Annotated in this window: 16 protein-coding genes; 10 read left to right on the forward strand and 6 right to left on the reverse strand. The window is 36.4% G+C overall.

From position 1 onward, the window contains the following. Positions 1-2: 2 nt before the first annotated feature. The 3 genes from ACUN28_RS09770 to ACUN28_RS09780 all read right to left on the reverse strand — a co-directional run bounded on the left by ACUN28_RS09770 (position 3) and on the right by ACUN28_RS09780 (position 2,510). On the reverse strand, positions 3-680 hold the full coding sequence (locus ACUN28_RS09770; RefSeq protein WP_000575809.1) for an HAD family hydrolase: 678 nt from the start codon (positions 678-680) through the stop codon (positions 3-5). Positions 681-702: 22 nt separating this feature from the next. After that, positions 703-957 (reverse strand): YbeF family protein, encoded by a 255-nt coding sequence (locus ACUN28_RS09775; protein ID WP_001003944.1) that lies wholly within the window; start codon positions 955-957, stop codon positions 703-705. Between the two features lie 167 nt (positions 958-1,124). Beyond that, a complete protein-coding gene (locus ACUN28_RS09780; protein WP_016086575.1) occupies positions 1,125-2,510 on the reverse strand; it encodes a hypothetical protein in 1,386 nt (461 codons plus the stop codon). A 167-nt stretch (positions 2,511-2,677) separates the two neighbouring features. Between ACUN28_RS09780 and ACUN28_RS09785 the strand changes: the two genes are divergently transcribed. Together ACUN28_RS09785 and ACUN28_RS09790 are read left to right on the forward strand one after the other, a co-directional pair. Further along, positions 2,678-3,040: a YoqO family protein gene (locus ACUN28_RS09785; protein WP_016086576.1), complete on the forward strand. Its 363-nt coding sequence runs from the start codon at positions 2,678-2,680 to the stop codon at positions 3,038-3,040. Positions 3,041-3,056: 16 nt separating this feature from the next. Continuing rightward, positions 3,057-3,425: a YoqO family protein gene (locus ACUN28_RS09790; RefSeq protein WP_016086577.1), complete on the forward strand. Its 369-nt coding sequence runs from the start codon at positions 3,057-3,059 to the stop codon at positions 3,423-3,425. A 32-nt stretch (positions 3,426-3,457) separates the two neighbouring features. Here ACUN28_RS09790 and ACUN28_RS09795 read toward each other — a convergent pair whose 3' ends face one another. The 3 genes from ACUN28_RS09795 to ACUN28_RS09805 all read right to left on the reverse strand — a co-directional run bounded on the left by ACUN28_RS09795 (position 3,458) and on the right by ACUN28_RS09805 (position 7,175). Continuing rightward, positions 3,458-3,982 (reverse strand): DinB family protein, encoded by a 525-nt coding sequence (locus ACUN28_RS09795; protein ID WP_016086578.1) that lies wholly within the window; start codon positions 3,980-3,982, stop codon positions 3,458-3,460. 83 nt (positions 3,983-4,065) lie between these two features. Continuing rightward, positions 4,066-5,136, reverse strand: coding sequence for a M24 family metallopeptidase (locus tag ACUN28_RS09800; RefSeq protein ID WP_016086579.1), 1,071 nt, complete (start codon positions 5,134-5,136; stop codon positions 4,066-4,068). Between the two features lie 329 nt (positions 5,137-5,465). After that, complete coding sequence (locus tag ACUN28_RS09805) at positions 5,466-7,175, reverse strand: Rqc2 family fibronectin-binding protein (RefSeq protein WP_016086580.1); 1,710 nt, start codon at positions 7,173-7,175, stop codon at positions 5,466-5,468. A 105-nt stretch (positions 7,176-7,280) separates the two neighbouring features. Here ACUN28_RS09805 and ACUN28_RS09810 point away from each other — a divergent pair, with 105 nt between their 5' ends. The 8 genes from ACUN28_RS09810 to def all read left to right on the forward strand — a co-directional run bounded on the left by ACUN28_RS09810 (position 7,281) and on the right by def (position 16,418). Next, complete coding sequence (locus ACUN28_RS09810) at positions 7,281-10,004, forward strand: calcium-translocating P-type ATPase, SERCA-type (RefSeq protein ID WP_016086581.1); 2,724 nt, start codon at positions 7,281-7,283, stop codon at positions 10,002-10,004. A gap of 99 nt (positions 10,005-10,103) precedes the next feature. Then, positions 10,104-10,979, forward strand: a complete 876-nt coding sequence (locus ACUN28_RS09815; RefSeq protein ID WP_016086582.1) for a YicC/YloC family endoribonuclease — start codon at positions 10,104-10,106, stop codon at positions 10,977-10,979. Positions 10,980-11,046: 67 nt separating this feature from the next. Beyond that, the gene (gene remA / locus ACUN28_RS09820) at positions 11,047-11,310 is read left to right on the forward strand and encodes an extracellular matrix/biofilm regulator RemA (RefSeq protein WP_001251456.1); all 264 of its coding nucleotides are present in this window, start codon (positions 11,047-11,049) and stop codon (positions 11,308-11,310) included. Positions 11,311-11,323: 13 nt separating this feature from the next. Then, positions 11,324-11,941 carry a guanylate kinase gene (gmk, locus tag ACUN28_RS09825; RefSeq protein ID WP_001257740.1) on the forward strand — a complete coding sequence of 206 codons (618 nt, stop codon included), beginning with the start codon at positions 11,324-11,326 and terminating at the stop codon, positions 11,939-11,941. 2 nt (positions 11,942-11,943) lie between these two features. After that, complete coding sequence (rpoZ, locus tag ACUN28_RS09830) at positions 11,944-12,156, forward strand: DNA-directed RNA polymerase subunit omega (protein WP_000933964.1); 213 nt, start codon at positions 11,944-11,946, stop codon at positions 12,154-12,156. A gap of 172 nt (positions 12,157-12,328) precedes the next feature. Next, a complete protein-coding gene (gene coaBC / locus ACUN28_RS09835; protein ID WP_016086583.1) occupies positions 12,329-13,534 on the forward strand; it encodes a bifunctional phosphopantothenoylcysteine decarboxylase/phosphopantothenate--cysteine ligase CoaBC in 1,206 nt (401 codons plus the stop codon). Continuing rightward, complete coding sequence (gene priA / locus ACUN28_RS09840) at positions 13,531-15,936, forward strand: primosomal protein N' (RefSeq protein ID WP_016086584.1); 2,406 nt, start codon at positions 13,531-13,533, stop codon at positions 15,934-15,936. The genes coaBC and priA overlap by 4 nt, the downstream gene beginning before the upstream one ends. Positions 15,937-15,947: 11 nt before the next feature. Next, positions 15,948-16,418: a peptide deformylase gene (gene def, locus ACUN28_RS09845; RefSeq protein ID WP_000279468.1), complete on the forward strand. Its 471-nt coding sequence runs from the start codon at positions 15,948-15,950 to the stop codon at positions 16,416-16,418. Positions 16,419-16,427: the final 9 nt, after the last annotated feature.

Here is a 16,427-nt window from a genome sequence, read left to right on the forward strand (position 1 = left end):
TTTTATATTATTGTTAAAACTTCATGTAAAGAACAGATAGTAGGAATATCGTACTTGAGTTGTGAGTTATCCCGATTTAACCATATCCCTTGCATCCCAGCTGCTGTACTACTAATCGCATCAGTCTCTAATCGATCGCCAATATAATAGCAATCTTTCATTTCAAGATTCGATTGTAATACGGTTCTGTGAAAAATTTCAGGATCTGGTTTCGATATACCAAGTTCACTAGAAGTAAATATATATTTGAAATGTTTTAAAATGTTTAGGGCAGTTAATTTTTCGACTTGTTGTTCATAGTCACCATTACTAATGATACCTAATGAGTGCCCTTCTTGCTTTAAGGTCTGTAATGTATAGTGTACATCTTCAAACGCGGCCCAGTTGTTCTTATAAAGTTCTATATATTGATTGAATCTGTGCTGAGATTCCTCGGGTGATAAGTTTAATCCATATGTTTTAAATAAATGATACATTCGCATCCTTTGTTGTTCTTGAAAAGATAATTCCTTGGATAAAAATTTGTTGAAATATTCTTCGGATAATTCATGCCAGACTTTTGTGGCCTCTAATTCATTACCTGAAAAAATAGTACTATATACTTGAAAGAAATCTATAATACCATTTCTTTCCGCGGCCTCATAATCAAATAAAGTTCCATCGACATCAAAGAAAATCATATGACAAACTCCTCGTTAATAACTATTTAGCGTTTTCCGCAACTTCATACCCTCTCACAAACAATAGTGTCATATAAGAAACAATAAACGAGAAGATGCTGTACATGCCAACCCAAAAGAAAAATTTTGGAGTAAAGGCGATAACACCTATTATTAAAAAACTAGCAAACGTTACAATCGGCATGACGTAATACGTTTTCGTTCTACGTGTTCCAATAACAGAAACGATAAAAATAAGTAATGGACAAATTAATAAGACGAAAATCAATTCATTCATAGTTATGTCCCCTTTTCTAATGGAAGTAATCTGTTTCTCGTAAACGTTTTGGAATAAATACTCTCTTAATATAATTTCGCTAACATATACATAACTCCTTTTCAAAGCCAGTAATTCATGATGAATTTTACAATAAAAAAACATAAGCAAGAGAACACTTGCTTATGTTATAGGATAAACATCGCAACGATTGTGGTGACAATTAAGCCAATCACAACCGGTAAAAAATTTCGGCGTGCAAGTTCAAATGGATCCACTTTACAAATGGCAGCCGCAGGAATAAGCGCCCAAGGAATTAAAGTCCCGCCTCCGGTCCAGATTGCAGCAATTTGCCCGAGAGCTGTTAATGTAGCTGTTCCATGCCCAAGTGCTGTTCCGAAAAGATTGGCAATAGAACCAGCAAGTGATATACCGGAAAAGCCAGACCCATCTAAGCCTGTTATGACACCAACGATAGTTAATGTTCCTGCCGATACGTATTGATTTAAAGGAACAGTTTGAGATAAGGCGATGCCTAAGTCGTTAATGATTCCGTGCGAACCTTTCGGTAAATAGTCCCCGATAATTTTCACAAAGCCGCTATCCCCTAAATAAAAGAGTGCAGCAATTGGGATAACTGGACCGAAGATTTTAAATCCAAATTGGAGCCCTTCTATAAAATAATCGGTCGTTTTATTTAGCCCATTTCCTTTGTAGGCGATGAGGGAAATGATGATAATCATAATAACAGTCGTCCCGCCGATAAGTGCAGTTGCGTCGCTTCCTTGTAGTTTAAACTGGATCATACAAAGGATGTCAATGATATATACGATAGGGATACATATAGCGAGCCATTTCTTTATGCGAGGAGATAATAAAATGGTAGTTTTAGATGGTTCAGTTGATGAAGAGGTGTCTTGCAATGATAGTCCTGTATGAAATTCTTTTCGTAAGAAGAAAAATGCGACGGAAGTTGTAACAATGCCCATAACGATAACGAGCGGAACACTGGCAGAAACAACGCTGGAAACAGGGAGACCAGCAGCGTCTGCGGTTAATTTTGGTGCGCCCTGTATAACGAAGTCGCCGGATAAAGCAATCCCATGACCAAATAAGTTCATAGCAATGGCAACTCCAATTGGCGGAAGACCGACGCGTACAGCGACTGGTAATAAAATAGCTCCCATTAAAGCAACAGCTGGAGAAGGCCAAAAGAAGAAAGAAATAGTCATCATCAAAAGACCGATAATCCAGTAGGCGAGTGTAGGTGTACGAATCATCTTTGTAAATGGTGAAATCATCGTATCATTTATGCCGGTATGAACGAGTAGATTGCTCATTGATACGATAATGGAGATGATTAATATAGTTGGTAATAGCTCAGTAATAGCATAAATGAAACTTTGAAAAATACCGCTAATGGCAAGAGGGATAGAACTTGTAGCGGTTAATGCTAATAAAAAGATAAAAACGATACAAATAATCGTCGTATCTTTCCGGAGAATAAAAAAGGTAATAATAGTGAGTAAACAAAGAATATAGAGAGCGTGTAACAGCGTTAATTCAACTCCCATAACATTCACATCCTTTAGGCATTCGTGTAGTTTATTGTATGAAAGCAGTGAAAGTATGTGAGTATAGGAAAAAGAAAAAGTGAAATTTCATGTACTGTAATGGTAAGTTTTTAAAATGGATGTTACAATACAATTAATCCTAAAAATGGAATTTAAGGAGGGGTTATGTGCAAAAAATTGGATTTTGGGGATTCATCATAACTTGTATTCTAGTAATCATTTTAAATCTATTTACAAATACGGAATGGATAAGTATCATACCTGTTTTCGGGTTTGTTTTTATACTGTTATACCGCTGGGATGACATGAAACAATATAGTAAGAAAAGTATCAGAATTATAATAGGTATCACTGTTGTTTGCTCATTTTTCGTAGGGGTTATTTTAATAGAAGGGCAGAAACAAATGGAGAAAATGTCTATTTTTCAAGAGTGGATGTCTTCTGCAAAAGGTCTTTATATTGTAATTGTAGTTGTTATTTTTCTAAGAATTGTTATAAGTATAGCAAGTTACATATTAAAGGAGAGGTAGAGTGGAGGGAGTACGAATGAGAGAGAGAATAGGTTATTATGGTGTGCTCGTTTGTTTACTATTATCAGTTATTTCAGGGCAATTTCTTAAAAGTGAATGGGTACCAGTTATATTATGTATAGGAGTATTGATTTTTGCTCCCATGTATCGCTGGGATGAATGGAAAGCATATAGTCGAAAAAAGAAAATTGTTTTCAGTATTGAGTTTGTCATTATAATTAGTACAATTCCGTTTTTGTTATTGAAAGGATATGAGATAATAGGTGAAATTGTAATGTTTCAAGGGTGGTTATTTATCGCGAAATTGCTATATTTAATTTGCATTCTAATAGCGATAGTAGTGATTGCTAAAAAAGTAAATGAAATAATATTTGCTAATGAATAGAAGAAAGTGCCACCGAATAAGGTGGCACTTTCTTACTTTACTGAATGGGCTTTTTGCATTTTCTTAATTAAACGAATTTGTCCGCGATGATTGATTTCATCTTCAAATACGTGAAACCATTTAAAGTAGTTATTTGCTGGTTTATCATACCAAAAGTCTGTCGTTTTAAATAACCATTCATCAGGTAAAGATTGAAAAGTCTCGATCGTTTTGGAACGTACTTCTTGCAATGTACGTATGTAAAATTCTATAGAGTTGCCTTTTATTTTCTCGCGTCCAAGATCGCCTAACTCAATAGCAGGTAACCACCGTTCTAACTCAGCCTCCGTTGGTTCACGGTCTTCAAAAGTATGAATCTGGTAGTAAAATTCAATAGCGGCCATATGGTACAATAACATGCCAATTGAATTTGCCTCCTCATCATATAAATAATCAAGTTCTTCAATTGTTAAGCCTTCTACCGCTTGCATTGTTGTATAACGAGCGTAATTCATCATAGAAACAAGTTTTGAAAATTCAACTTGTAAACCATCTATTTTATCAATTACAAAGTTCAATTTAAATTCCCCCTCTTTAAACGATGACTCCAGAGAAAGAATTCTATGTGCAGCGAAAAACTCCTTTTAAAAAGCCCATGATTTTAACAAGGAATAATAATTAGTTCCCGATTTGATTTTGTAATAACTTCATATCCGTCTTTTGTGATGACAATATCATCTTCAATTCTGCAACCGCCCCAGTCTGGTATATAAATGCCTGGTTCCACTGTAACAACCATACCTTCTTCTAAAGTAGCTTTACTTTCTTGGGATAAGCGGAGAGGTTCATGAATTTCTAACCCAAGACCATGACCAGTAGAGTGTCCAAAATATTGGCCGTATCCATGTTCAGTAATGTAATCTCTCGTTATATCATCGATACTTTTCGCAGTTTCCCCAGGTTTAATTGCTTCCGTCCCACGTTTTAACGCTTCTCGTACAACATTGTATATCTTTTTGAATTCTTCTGATGGTTCCCCAATTGCTACAGTACGTGTAATATCGGAACAATATCCGTCGTAAAGTGCGCCGAAATCTAATGTAACGATGTCACCTCGTTCGATTATTTTATTTGATGCAACTCCATGAGGAAGTGAAGAACGGACGCCAGAAGCTACAATAATTTGGAATGAAGAGGATGTAGCTCCTTTTTTCCGCATGAAAAATTCTAACTCATCTCGTACATCATTTTCACTTATTCCTGGTTTTAGAAACGTAAGGATGTGGTGAAATGCTTCATCAGCAATATTAGCTGCGATTTTCATTGTTTCTATTTCAGGCATGTCTTTAATAATGCGAATATTTTCAATGATTTCGCAGACCTGAACCATTTCCACATGTACGTATTTTTGTAAGTTTTTATATTGTTGCAATGTCATGTTATTTTCTTCAATTCCAAGTTTTTGAATGTTTAATTTCGATACTTGATTTGCAATTTCTTTTTCTAAATTTCCTTTATGCATAATAATTTCAGCAGCATCTATTTGTGATTTCGCTTGATCTACATAGCGAAAATCAGTTATAAAAACAGCTGTATCCGCAGAAATCAAGACGACGCCAGCGCTACCTGTAAAGCCTGTTGCATATTGGCGATTTTCTTTTTTTGTAATGAGTAATCCATCAATTTCATAGTTTTGTAGTTGATTTTGGATTTTATTAATTTTTAAAGTCATGTTAATTCCCCCTATTCACAGTATTAAATAAAGCAAATAGCGTGCCAAAGTATTATTGTATTGAAAATAAAAATAGCCAGTTATTTGTAGGAAGCGGGCCACTTATGAAATCCAGATTGCTTTAAATGAATAAGAGATAAAAAATATTAATTTGAGATGTATTGTATTTACATACTGTAAAAAAATTTATACAGATGTGGAATGAAACTGTCAATTTTTTAAAAAATATATAAAATGACAAAAGAAAGATGTTATGAATTAGTGAATGGGTATATGAACTAGTGTGAACGAATATAAAAATGCGTTGCTTATAAGCAACGCATTTTTATTTACGCTTTTAATTTCATTACAGTATCAGCATCTGGTGTTACATATACGGTTTGCTGATTGTCGTACGTAACAAAACCAAGTTTTGCACCACTCGGTTTTTTGACATGGCGTATTTTGGTGAAATCTACAGGAACAGAACTAGAATCTTTTGCTTTACTGAAATAGGCAGCGATTTTAGCGGCTTCTAACACAGTTTCTTCGGTAGGTTCAAGAGAACGAATGACAACATGAGACCCAGGGATATCTTTCGTATGTAACCAAATTTCATCACGACGGGCAAACTTCGTTGTTAAATAATCATTTTGTTTATTGTTTTTACCAACGAAAATCTCTGTACCATCACTTGCAAAATATTTGTCCAATACTGGTTTAGTAGGCTTTTTCTTTGCGTTTTTCGTTTTACGATTGCGCATATAACCTTCTTCAGCTAATTCCTCACGAATTTCTTCAATATCTTTTGAAGAAGCAGCTTCCATTTGTTGAAGTAAGCTATCAAAATAAAGAATTTCTTCATTTGTTTTTTCGATTTGTTCTTCTACAACAACAACTGAATTTTTCGCTTTTTGGTACTTTTGGAAATAGCGTTGCGCATTGTCAGATGGTGTTTTTAAAGGATCTAATGTAATTTTTACAGTTCCGCCATTTTCGTCGTAATAGTTAACGACTTCAATATCTTTATCACCTTTTTTCAAAGCGTACATATTGGCTGTAAGTAGTTCTCCAAATAGTTGATATTTATCTGCTTTTCCGGCATCTTGTAATGTTTTTTCTAGTTTAATGAGTTTCTTCTCATTTTTATTTTTTTCGTTTTGCATAAAGCGCTCTAAATCATAAGCTTGTTGTTTTACACGGTCGCGCTCTGCTTTTCCGAAAAAGAAACGGTCTAGCAATTCACTAACAGATGAGAATGTCTTGTCTTCTCCTTGCAAGTGTGCAAGAGGGAAAAGATAAAAGAATTCTTTCCCATTTGAAGTAGTCATTGTTGGTGAATATGTATGAGTTAGTAATGGTTTTTGTATGGAGAAAAATGCGTCAGCTAATGCTTTTTCATTTACCATACCTGCTTTTTTCACTACTTCTTTTGCGAATAACGGTGATATTCCCGTAAAGGTGCCGACAAGCTGTTTATCCATATTTCCAGATAGAAAGTCTAGCGGTCTAATAAATTCATCATTTGTTTCAATCTGAAGTGGGTTAATTTTATGTTGTGCTGGTGGTGCAACATATTCCGCCCCAGCATATACAGTTCGATGTCGGTTTACTGCTAAAGAAACGTGTTTTAAGCTATCTAGAATATTGTTTGTTTTTGTGTCTACTAAAATGATGTTACTATGTCGTCCCATGATTTCAATTACTAATGTTTTTAGCGATTCGTCACCAATTTCATTTCTGCTGCGAACGGTAATTTGAATAATGCGCTCTAAATCAATTTGTTCAATTTTTTCAATGAAACCACCTTCTAGATGCTTGCGGAGAAGCATACAAAACATTGGCGGAAGTGCAGGTGAATCGTAATTTTGATTTGTTAAGTGTAAACGTGCATATGTCGGATGAGCGGAAAGAATCAGTTTTTGATTTTTTCCGTTTGCTCGAATATGTAATAAAATCTCGTATTTTGAAGGTTGGTATATCTTAGAAATTCTTCCTGTGTAAAGAGAATTTGCAATTTCATGTGTAATTGCTCTTGTAAATAATCCATCGAATGCCATAAATGAACACTCCTTTCTAACTAAAAGTTAATTATAGCATTTTTTTGGACGAGGCTGAATAAGCTTTCAATAGAGTATGTCTGGAATCAGGAGGTCGATAGCGGGATGAACTGGTATGGAATGCGCGCACATGAAGTGGAAGAAAGAACGAATACGAATGTGAAGGTTGGACTTACAGAGAAGGAAGCAGAAGGGCGGATAAAAAAATTTGGTACAAATGAATTAGATGAAGCAAAAAGGCCTTCTGCACTGATGGTATTTTTGGCGCAATTTAAAGATTTTATGGTACTTGTTTTGTTTGGTGCAACAATAGTTTCGGCTTTTTTAGGTGAATACATTGATTCTATTGCGATTGTTGCAATTGTTATTATCAATGGTATTCTTGGCTTTTTTCAAGAAAGAAAGGCTGAAAAGTCATTGGAAGCTTTAAAAGAGCTAGCCGCCCCGCAAGTTACTGTACTGCGGAATGGAAAGTGGGTAAAGGCACCGTCTAAAGCACTCGTTTTAGGTGATGTTATTAAATTTTCTAGTGGCGATCGTATTGGGGCGGATGTACGTCTTGTTGAGGCATCGAGTTTATATATCGAAGAATCAGCATTGACAGGAGAGTCAGTACCGGTGCAGAAGAAGGTAGAAGCTTTGCAGGGGCAAGATGTTTCAATTGGTGATCAAAAAAATATGGCTTTTATGGGTACGATGATTACACGAGGAGCTGGCACAGGAGTCGTTGTAGCAACTGGTATGAATACAGCGATGGGTCAAATTGCAAATATGTTACAAAATGCAGAGCAAATGGAAACACCACTGCAAAGAAGATTAGAGCAACTCGGAAAAATATTAATTATTGTGGCTCTTATTTTGACAGCGCTTGTCGTATTAGCGGGTGTGTATCAAGGGAATGAAGTATATCATATGTTTTTAGCAGGCGTGTCTCTAGCTGTTGCTGCTATTCCTGAAGGATTACCAGCAATTGTTACAGTAGCTTTATCGCTTGGTGTACAGCGTATGATTAAAAAGAGAGCAATTGTAAGGAAGTTACCAGCTGTAGAAACGTTAGGATGTGCTTCCGTTATATGCTCTGATAAAACAGGAACAATGACGCAAAACAAAATGATGGTAACGCATATGTGGTCAGGTGGAGAGTTATGGAAAGTGACGGGTCAAGGATATGAACCTAATGGCTCTTTTTTGAAAGGTGAAAAAGAATTTGATCCAGCTAAAACAAAAGCACTTTATCAACTACTCACATTTGGCTCACTATGTAATAACGCAAATATTATTCAAAAGAAAAAGGCGTATGTATTAGATGGAGATCCAACTGAGGGAGCACTTGTAGCTGCAGCAATGAAAGCGGGAATAACGCGTGAGGCACTGAAAGGGAAATTTGAAATTATTCGTGAATTTCCATTTGATTCAACTCGAAAAATGATGAGTGTTATTGTGCGAGATAGAGAGGGGAAAAAGTTTCTTGTTACGAAGGGAGCACCAGATGTCCTCCTACAAATGAGTCAAACGATTTTATGGGGGGATAAGCAACAACCGTTAAGTGAGTTGTATAGAAAAGAAGTACAGGCGGCTATTCATAGCTTAGGTAGTCAAGCGCTTCGAACAATTGCAGTTGCATTTAAGCCATTAAAAGTAACAGATTCTATTGAACATGAACGAGACGTTGAAAAAGATTTTATGTTGGTCGGGATACAGGGAATGATTGATCCGCCAAGACCAGAGGTGGAACAGGCTGTAAAAGAGTGCAGAGAAGCTGGTATTCGAACAGTGATGATTACGGGAGATCATAAAGTGACAGCAATGGCAATTGCGGAACAATTAGGCGTTTTACCACCTGGTGGACGTGTTGTTGAAGGAGTAGAACTCGCAAGTATGGATGTAGAGGAACTAGAAAGTGTTGTAGAAGATACGTATGTATTTGCTCGCGTATCACCTGAACATAAATTAAAAATTGTTAAGGCGTTGCAAAATAAAGGGCATATAGTGGCGATGACAGGTGATGGGGTAAACGATGCTCCCGCTATAAAAACAGCGGATATTGGGATAGCGATGGGAATTACAGGGACAGATGTTGCGAAAGAAGCTTCTTCTCTTGTTTTGCTAGATGATAATTTTGCTACGATTAAATCAGCAATTAAAGAAGGTAGAAATATATACGAGAATATACGTAAGTTTATTCGTTACTTATTAGCATCGAACGTAGGAGAAATTTTAGTCATGTTATTTGCAATGTTACTTGCATTACCGCTGCCGATGGTTCCCATCCAAATTTTATGGGTGAACTTAGTTACTGACGGTTTACCGGCGATGGCATTAGGATTGGATAAGGCGGAAGGAGACGTGATGAAGAGAACGCCGCGTCATCCGAAAGAAGGGGTATTTGCTAGAGGGCTTGCCTGGAAAATTATAAGCCGTGGCTTTCTAATCGGAGCAGTGACGTTAGTGGCGTTTATTATTGCATATAATCAACATCCAAATGAACTGAAATATGCACAAACTGTGGCGTTTGCGACGTTGGTACTTGCACAACTTATTCATGTATTTGATTGCCGAAGTGAACATTCTATCTTCCATCGTAATCCGTTTGGGAACGTGTATTTAGTGGGAGCGGTTATCATTTCTTTACTGTTAATGTTAGTGGTTATATATTACCCACCGCTACAACCGATCTTTAGTACAATGCCAATACAAGCGAGAGATTGGTTGTTAATTGGAGGTTTGTCATCAATTCCGACCTTCTTACTAGTAGGTTCTTTATTAACAGGGAAAAAGGGGAAGAAGGAAAAGCCAGTATTATATAAGAAGGGATTAAACTTGAAATAGTCAATGATATGAAAATATGATATAATTTACAGAAGGTAGTAGAGCCTTGTCTCTATTACCTTTTTCATTGAGTTATTTCATGGCTTGGATGTGATAAAAATGATTTGTAGTATGACAGGATTTGGAAGGTCGAAAGTAGAAAATGATACTTTTCAAATTACAGTAGAAATGAAATCGGTGAACCACCGTTTTCTAGAGATGAGTATTCGACTTCCGAAGCAAATGATGGTATTTGAAGACAAAATTCGTAAAATAATCGCACAGCAAGTTCGACGTGGACGCATAGAAGTGTCTATTAGTATAACGGGTGAAGGGCTTGTTGAAAGAAAATTAAGTGTGAATTGGTCGCTTCTTGAGCAGTACCAATCGATTATGGAAGATATAAAAGGAAAATTTCAATTACAAGATTCTATTACACTCGCGCAATTAATGGCAATGCCAGAAGTAACAGCGATTGAAGAAGCAGAAAATGTAAATGAACAATTTGAGAACAGTTTATATGAGGCTGTTCGCCAAGCTGCTCATATGTTAAAAACGATGAGAGATGGCGAAGGAGAACGATTACATAAAGATATAGCGTATCGTTTACAAGAGATTCACAATTGTGTAAATGCAGTTATTCCGCATGCACCGATTGTTACACAAAAATATCGTGAACGATTAGAAAATCGCTTAAAAGAATTACATAATCAAGATCTAGATGAACAAAGATTGTTAACAGAAGTCGCAATCTTTGCAGAGCGTTGTGATATTCACGAAGAGTTAGTTCGTTTGCAAAGTCATTTAGAGCAATTTTGTGAAACACTGCAGATTGAAGAGCCTGTTGGAAGGAAAATGGATTTCATCGTGCAAGAGATGCATAGAGAAATTAATACGATTGGTTCTAAGGCAAATGACTTAACAATTTCAAAATATGTTGTAGAAATGAAAAATAACCTTGAAAAAATTCGTGAACAAGTACAAAATATTGAGTAGCTTTCAAAAAATATATAAAGTTATACGTGGTGGAGAAATCGGATAGACTTACTAGGAGGCGCAAACTATGGCCATGCGGTTTTTAAATATTGGATACGGAAATATTGTATCTGCTCATCGAATTATTGCTATTGTAAGTCCGGAGTCAGCTCCTATTAAACGAACAGTACAGGAAGCACGCGAACATAATGCTTTGCTTGATGCTACGTATGGGAGAAAAACAAGGGCGGTTATTGTTATGGATGATGGGCATGTTGTATTAAGTCCAATTCAGCCAGAGACGATTGCACATCGTTTGAATAATAAAGAAGATTTAAGTGAGGAAGGGTAGGTTTTACATATTTATGAGAAGTAGAAGAGGATTGCTCATCGTTCTTTCAGGACCTTCTGGGGTTGGTAAAGGAACGGTTCGAAAAGAGCTGTTTAGTCATGAGGATACACGTTTTCAGTACTCCATTTCAGTAACGACACGTAAGCCGCGTGAAGGTGAAGTGGATGGTGTGGATTATTTCTTTAAAGAGAGAGAAGAATTTGAGGAAATGATTCGTAATGAAAAATTACTTGAGTGGGCTGAGTTCGTAGGTAATTATTACGGAACACCGATTGACTATGTTGAAAAAACATTACAAGAAGGAAAAGATGTATTCTTAGAAATTGAAGTGCAAGGAGCAATTCAAGTTAAGAAAGCTTTCCCAGAAGGTGTATTTATTTTCTTAGCACCTCCAAGTTTATCTGAACTAAAGAACCGTATTGTCGGCCGTGGTACAGAAACTGAAGATGTTATTGAAAATCGTTTAACGGTAGCGAAAGAAGAAATCGAAATGATGGACGCTTACGACTATGTTGTAGAAAACGATCAAGTTGAATTAGCTTGTGAAAGAATTAAAGCAATTGTGGTTGGTGAACATTGCCGCCGCGAAAGAGTAGCAAAATACTATAAAGAAATGACGGAGGGTCTATAATTATGTTAAATCCATCAATTGATTCATTATTAACAAAAATCGATTCTAAATACACACTTGTAACAGTAGCTGCAAAACGTGCGCGTGAAATGCAACTTGCTGATAACTGTGTTATCGAGCAACCTGTTTCTCATAAATGTGTGGGTAAATCATTAGAAGAAATCGATGCAGAAGTATTAAAATATGTACCAAGCGAAGACAAGATCATCGATTAAGACATTCTTTTCGACAAATTAAAACATAGACTTTATAATTTTCTATGTAACGGTAACAACCTATTTACAAGTAGGTTGTTATTTTTTTACGATAGGGAAGAGATATTGGTACTGACGAGCTGGGAATTCTGTTTCAGTATTATAAGTTTGAAAAAGAAAGAGGACGAGCCATATGCTAAAAGGAAAAAAGATACTTCTATGTGTAACAGGAGGCATTGCGGTCTTTAAAGCGGCTGCGTTAACTAGTAAATTGACACAAACTGGTGCAATTGTAAAAGTAATGATGAGTGAGTCGGCAATGAAGTTTGTTACGCCTCTTACATTTCAAGCACTTTCTCGCCATGATGTATATACAGATACATTCGATGAGAAAGACTCAGCTGTTATTGCACATATCGATTTAGCAGATTGGGCAGATGTAGTACTTGTTGCACCTGCTACTGCCAATTGTATTGGGAAGTTAGCTAGCGGTATTGCAGACGATATGATTACAACTACTTTGTTAGCGACTACAGCCCCAGTGTGGATTGCACCTGCTATGAATGTGCATATGTATGAAAACAAAATTGTTCAAAAAAATATGATGACGTTAAAAACGTTAGGATATACATTTATTGAGCCTGGAGAAGGTTTTTTAGCGTGTGGTTATGTAGCGAAGGGAAGACTAGAAGAACCTGAAGCAATTATTGCACGGTTAGAAGAGGCTTTTTCAGAGCAAAAACCATTACAAGGAAAAAAAATATTAATAACTGCTGGCCCAACTCGTGAAAAGATTGATCCAGTGCGTTTTATGACCAATTTTTCTTCTGGGAAAATGGGATATGCAATTGCGGAAGTGGCAGCGAACTTAGGTGCTGATGTCATACTTGTTTCGGGACCGACAGTATTAAACCCACCATTACATGTAAATACGGTACAAGTGGAATCTGCACAAGATATGTTAGAAATAGTTCTGCAACATTATCAAAACGTAGATGTTGTCATTAAAACAGCGGCAGTTGCAGATTACCGTCCGAAATATGTTCATGATAATAAAATGAAAAAGAAAAATGGTGATGCTGTAATCGAACTCGAGAGAACAGTAGATATTTTAAAAACGTTAGGTGAGATGAAGGACAAACAGTTACTTATCGGTTTTGCGGCTGAAACGACAAACATAGAGGAATACGCAACGAAAAAATTACGTGAGAAAAATGCGAATATGATTGTTGCGAACGATGTAAAGGCGCAAGGAGCTGGATTTGGTACAGATACGAACATTGTAACAATGTATAGGAAAGATGGAGAAGTTATAGAGTTGCCACTTTTAACGAAGAAAGAGGTTGCTCGTGAAATATTAAAGCAAATTGAAATGATGTTAGAAGATGATCGTCTATGATATTTGCAAGTGTAATTGTTGATGTACCTGCACGTCAGACAGATCGACCATTTGATTATATTATCCCTAAAAAATGGGAAGATATTGTCCAGACGGGCATGCGTGTAGTAGTTCCGTTTGGCCCAAGGAAATTGCAAGGTTTTATTATTGGGATCAAAGATTCGGTTGAAGTAGAAAGTAAGAAGTTAAAGACAATCCATGAAATATTAGATGTAACACCGGTTTTAAACGAGGAATTATTAAAGCTTGGATATTGGCTTACAAGTGAAACGTTATGTTATATGATTTCAGCTTTTCAAGTCATGCTTCCAACGGCGATAAAAGCAACGTATAAAAAGCGTCTACAAATTCGTAAACAAGAAGATGTAGCACCTGAACTACTGTTTTTATTTCAAGACAAAGAAGCGATAGATTGGGAAGCAATTGAGACGCAGCCACACCTATACCGCACGATTCAACAAGAAATTAAAAATGGCACGATTGAAGTTGTTTATCAGGTAAAAGATAAAGTACAAAAGAAGAAACAAAGAGTCGTTCAACCGGAATTGTCAGAAGATAAATTAGAATTAGCAGCATTTGAACTGAAAAGTAAAAAACAACAAGATGTACTCTATTATTTTGTGGAAAATTATAAAAGTGTGCCGTTGAAAGTGATAACAGAAGAGTTGCAAATAACAGATGCTCCGATTAAAGCACTTGTTAAAAAGGGGCTAATCTCAGAAAAGTATGTGGAAGTATATCGGAATCCATATGACGATGATGATTTTGAACAAACGAAACCATTCCCACTTACGGAGGAACAAAAGCAAGTTATTGCACCGATTTTATCATCAATTACAAATGAAACTTACAATCCATTTTTACTATATGGTGTTACAGGAAGCGGAAAAACAGAAGTATATTTACAATCTATAGCAGCGGTGCTCGAGAAAGGAAAAGAAGCTATTGTGCTTGTTCCTGAAATTGCACTAACGCCTCAGATGGTAGATCGTTTTAAAGGTAGATTTGGCTCGCAAGTTGCGGTTCTTCATAGTGCGCTGTCTGTTGGAGAAAAATATGATGAATGGCGTAAGATTTTAAGAAAAGAAGTGAAAGTTGTAGTTGGTGCACGTTCAGCTGTATTTGCTCCTTTTGAAAATTTAGGGATTATTATTATTGATGAGGAGCATGAATCGAGCTATAAGCAAGAAGATAATCCGAGGTATCATGCAAGGGATGTAGCTGTGTGGAGAGGACAATATCATAAATGTCCTATCGTTCTTGGTAGTGCAACACCGACACTTGAATCGTTTGCAAGAGCGAAAAAAGGTGTGTATGAATTACTAACGATGGAAAAGCGTATGAACGAACAAGCCTTACCGACAGTAGAGATTGTTGATATGCGTGAGGAACTTCGTGACGGGAATCGTTCCATGTTTTCGAAAGCGCTGCATGAAAAAATAGCAGATCGATTAGAAAAGAAAGAACAAATGGTGCTCTTTTTAAATAGAAGAGGTCATTCTACATTTGTTATGTGCCGTGATTGCGGGTATGTTGTACAATGTCCGCATTGTGATATCTCGCTGACATATCATAAAATGAACCATCGTTTAAAATGTCATTATTGCAGTTACGAAGAGAATATGCCGAATGCATGTCCTGCGTGTCAAAGTACATATATTCGTTTCTTTGGTACAGGTACACAAAAGGTAGAAGAAGAAATTACAAAATTATTTCCAGGGGCACGAGTCATTCGAATGGATGTAGATACGACAAGTCGCAAAGGAATGCATGAAAAATTATTAAAGGCGTTCGGGGAAGAAAAAGCAGATATATTACTTGGAACACAAATGATTGCGAAAGGATTAGATTTTCCTAAAGTAACGCTTGTCGGGGTTTTAACTGCAGATACGATGCTTCACTTACCTGATTTTCGAGCGAGTGAAAAGACCTATCAGTTATTGACGCAAGTAAGTGGACGAGCAGGCAGACATGAATTACCAGGGGAAGTTATAATTCAAACCTATACGCCAGAACATTACAGTATAGAGTTAGCAAAGAACCAACAATATGATGTGTTTTTTGACCAAGAAATGCAAATGAGACGAACAAGACAATATCCACCTTATTACTATGTTGTACTTGTAACAGTATCTCATCCGGAATTATTAAAGGCCGTGCAAGTGACGGAAAAAATTGCCATGTATTTACGGTCGCACTGCACAGAGCAAACGATGGTGTTAGGACCGGTTGCTTCAGCAATTCCAAGGATAAAAGATAGATATCGTTATCAATGCATGATAAAATACAAACGGGAACCAAACTTAAAGAACGTGCTCAAAATGGTAAATGAACATTATCAAGCAGAAATGCAAAAAGAGCTACAAATCTCAATTGATTTTAATCCAACAATGTTAATGTAGCGGAGGGAAATATGGCAGTTTTAGAAATAGTAAAGCATCCAAATGAAGTGTTAGAAACACCATGTGAAAGAGTAATTAACTTTGATAAAAAGTTAGTGAAATTGTTGAAAGATATGCATGAAACAATGTTAATTGCGGACGGAGTCGGTTTAGCTGCGCCTCAAGTAGGTGTAAGCTTGCAAGTTGCGGTAGTTGATATCGGTGATGATACGGGGAAAATCGAGTTAATCAATCCATCGATACTAGAAAAACGTGGTGAACAAGTAGGTCCCGAAGGTTGTCTAAGCTTCCCGGGACTTTATGGTGAAGTAGAACGTGCGGATTATATTAAAGTACGTGCGCAAAATCGCCGAGGTAAAGTATTTTTACTAGAAGCAGAAGGATTTTTAGCACGTGCAATTCAACATGAAATCGATCATTTACACGGTGTGTTATTTACATCGAAAGTGACAAGATATTATGAGGAAAACGAATTAGAATAGGTATTAAAA

The sequence above is a fragment of the Bacillus sp. WC2507 genome (assembly GCF_052656125.1).

Bases quoted from the DNA above. Each gene is read 5' to 3' on its own strand.
- ACUN28_RS09770 (WP_000575809.1), bottom strand. From the start codon at position 680: ATGATTTTCTTTGATGTCGATGGAACTTTATTTGATTATGAGGCCGCG.
- ACUN28_RS09775 (WP_001003944.1), bottom strand. From the start codon at position 957: ATGAATGAATTGATTTTCGTCTTATTAATTTGTCCATTACTTATTTTT.
- ACUN28_RS09780 (WP_016086575.1), bottom strand. From the start codon at position 2,510: ATGGGAGTTGAATTAACGCTGTTACACGCTCTCTATATTCTTTGTTTA.
- ACUN28_RS09790 (WP_016086577.1), top strand. From the start codon at position 3,057: ATGAGAGAGAGAATAGGTTATTATGGTGTGCTCGTTTGTTTACTATTA.
- ACUN28_RS09800 (WP_016086579.1), bottom strand. From the start codon at position 5,136: ATGACTTTAAAAATTAATAAAATCCAAAATCAACTACAAAACTATGAA.
- ACUN28_RS09805 (WP_016086580.1), bottom strand. From the start codon at position 7,175: ATGGCATTCGATGGATTATTTACAAGAGCAATTACACATGAAATTGCA.
- ACUN28_RS09810 (WP_016086581.1), top strand. From the start codon at position 7,281: ATGAACTGGTATGGAATGCGCGCACATGAAGTGGAAGAAAGAACGAAT.
- ACUN28_RS09815 (WP_016086582.1), top strand. From the start codon at position 10,104: ATGATTTGTAGTATGACAGGATTTGGAAGGTCGAAAGTAGAAAATGAT.
- remA (WP_001251456.1), top strand. From the start codon at position 11,047: ATGGCCATGCGGTTTTTAAATATTGGATACGGAAATATTGTATCTGCT.
- gmk (WP_001257740.1), top strand. From the start codon at position 11,324: ATGAGAAGTAGAAGAGGATTGCTCATCGTTCTTTCAGGACCTTCTGGG.
- rpoZ (WP_000933964.1), top strand. From the start codon at position 11,944: ATGTTAAATCCATCAATTGATTCATTATTAACAAAAATCGATTCTAAA.
- coaBC (WP_016086583.1), top strand. From the start codon at position 12,329: ATGCTAAAAGGAAAAAAGATACTTCTATGTGTAACAGGAGGCATTGCG.
- priA (WP_016086584.1), top strand. From the start codon at position 13,531: ATGATATTTGCAAGTGTAATTGTTGATGTACCTGCACGTCAGACAGAT.
- def (WP_000279468.1), top strand. From the start codon at position 15,948: ATGGCAGTTTTAGAAATAGTAAAGCATCCAAATGAAGTGTTAGAAACA.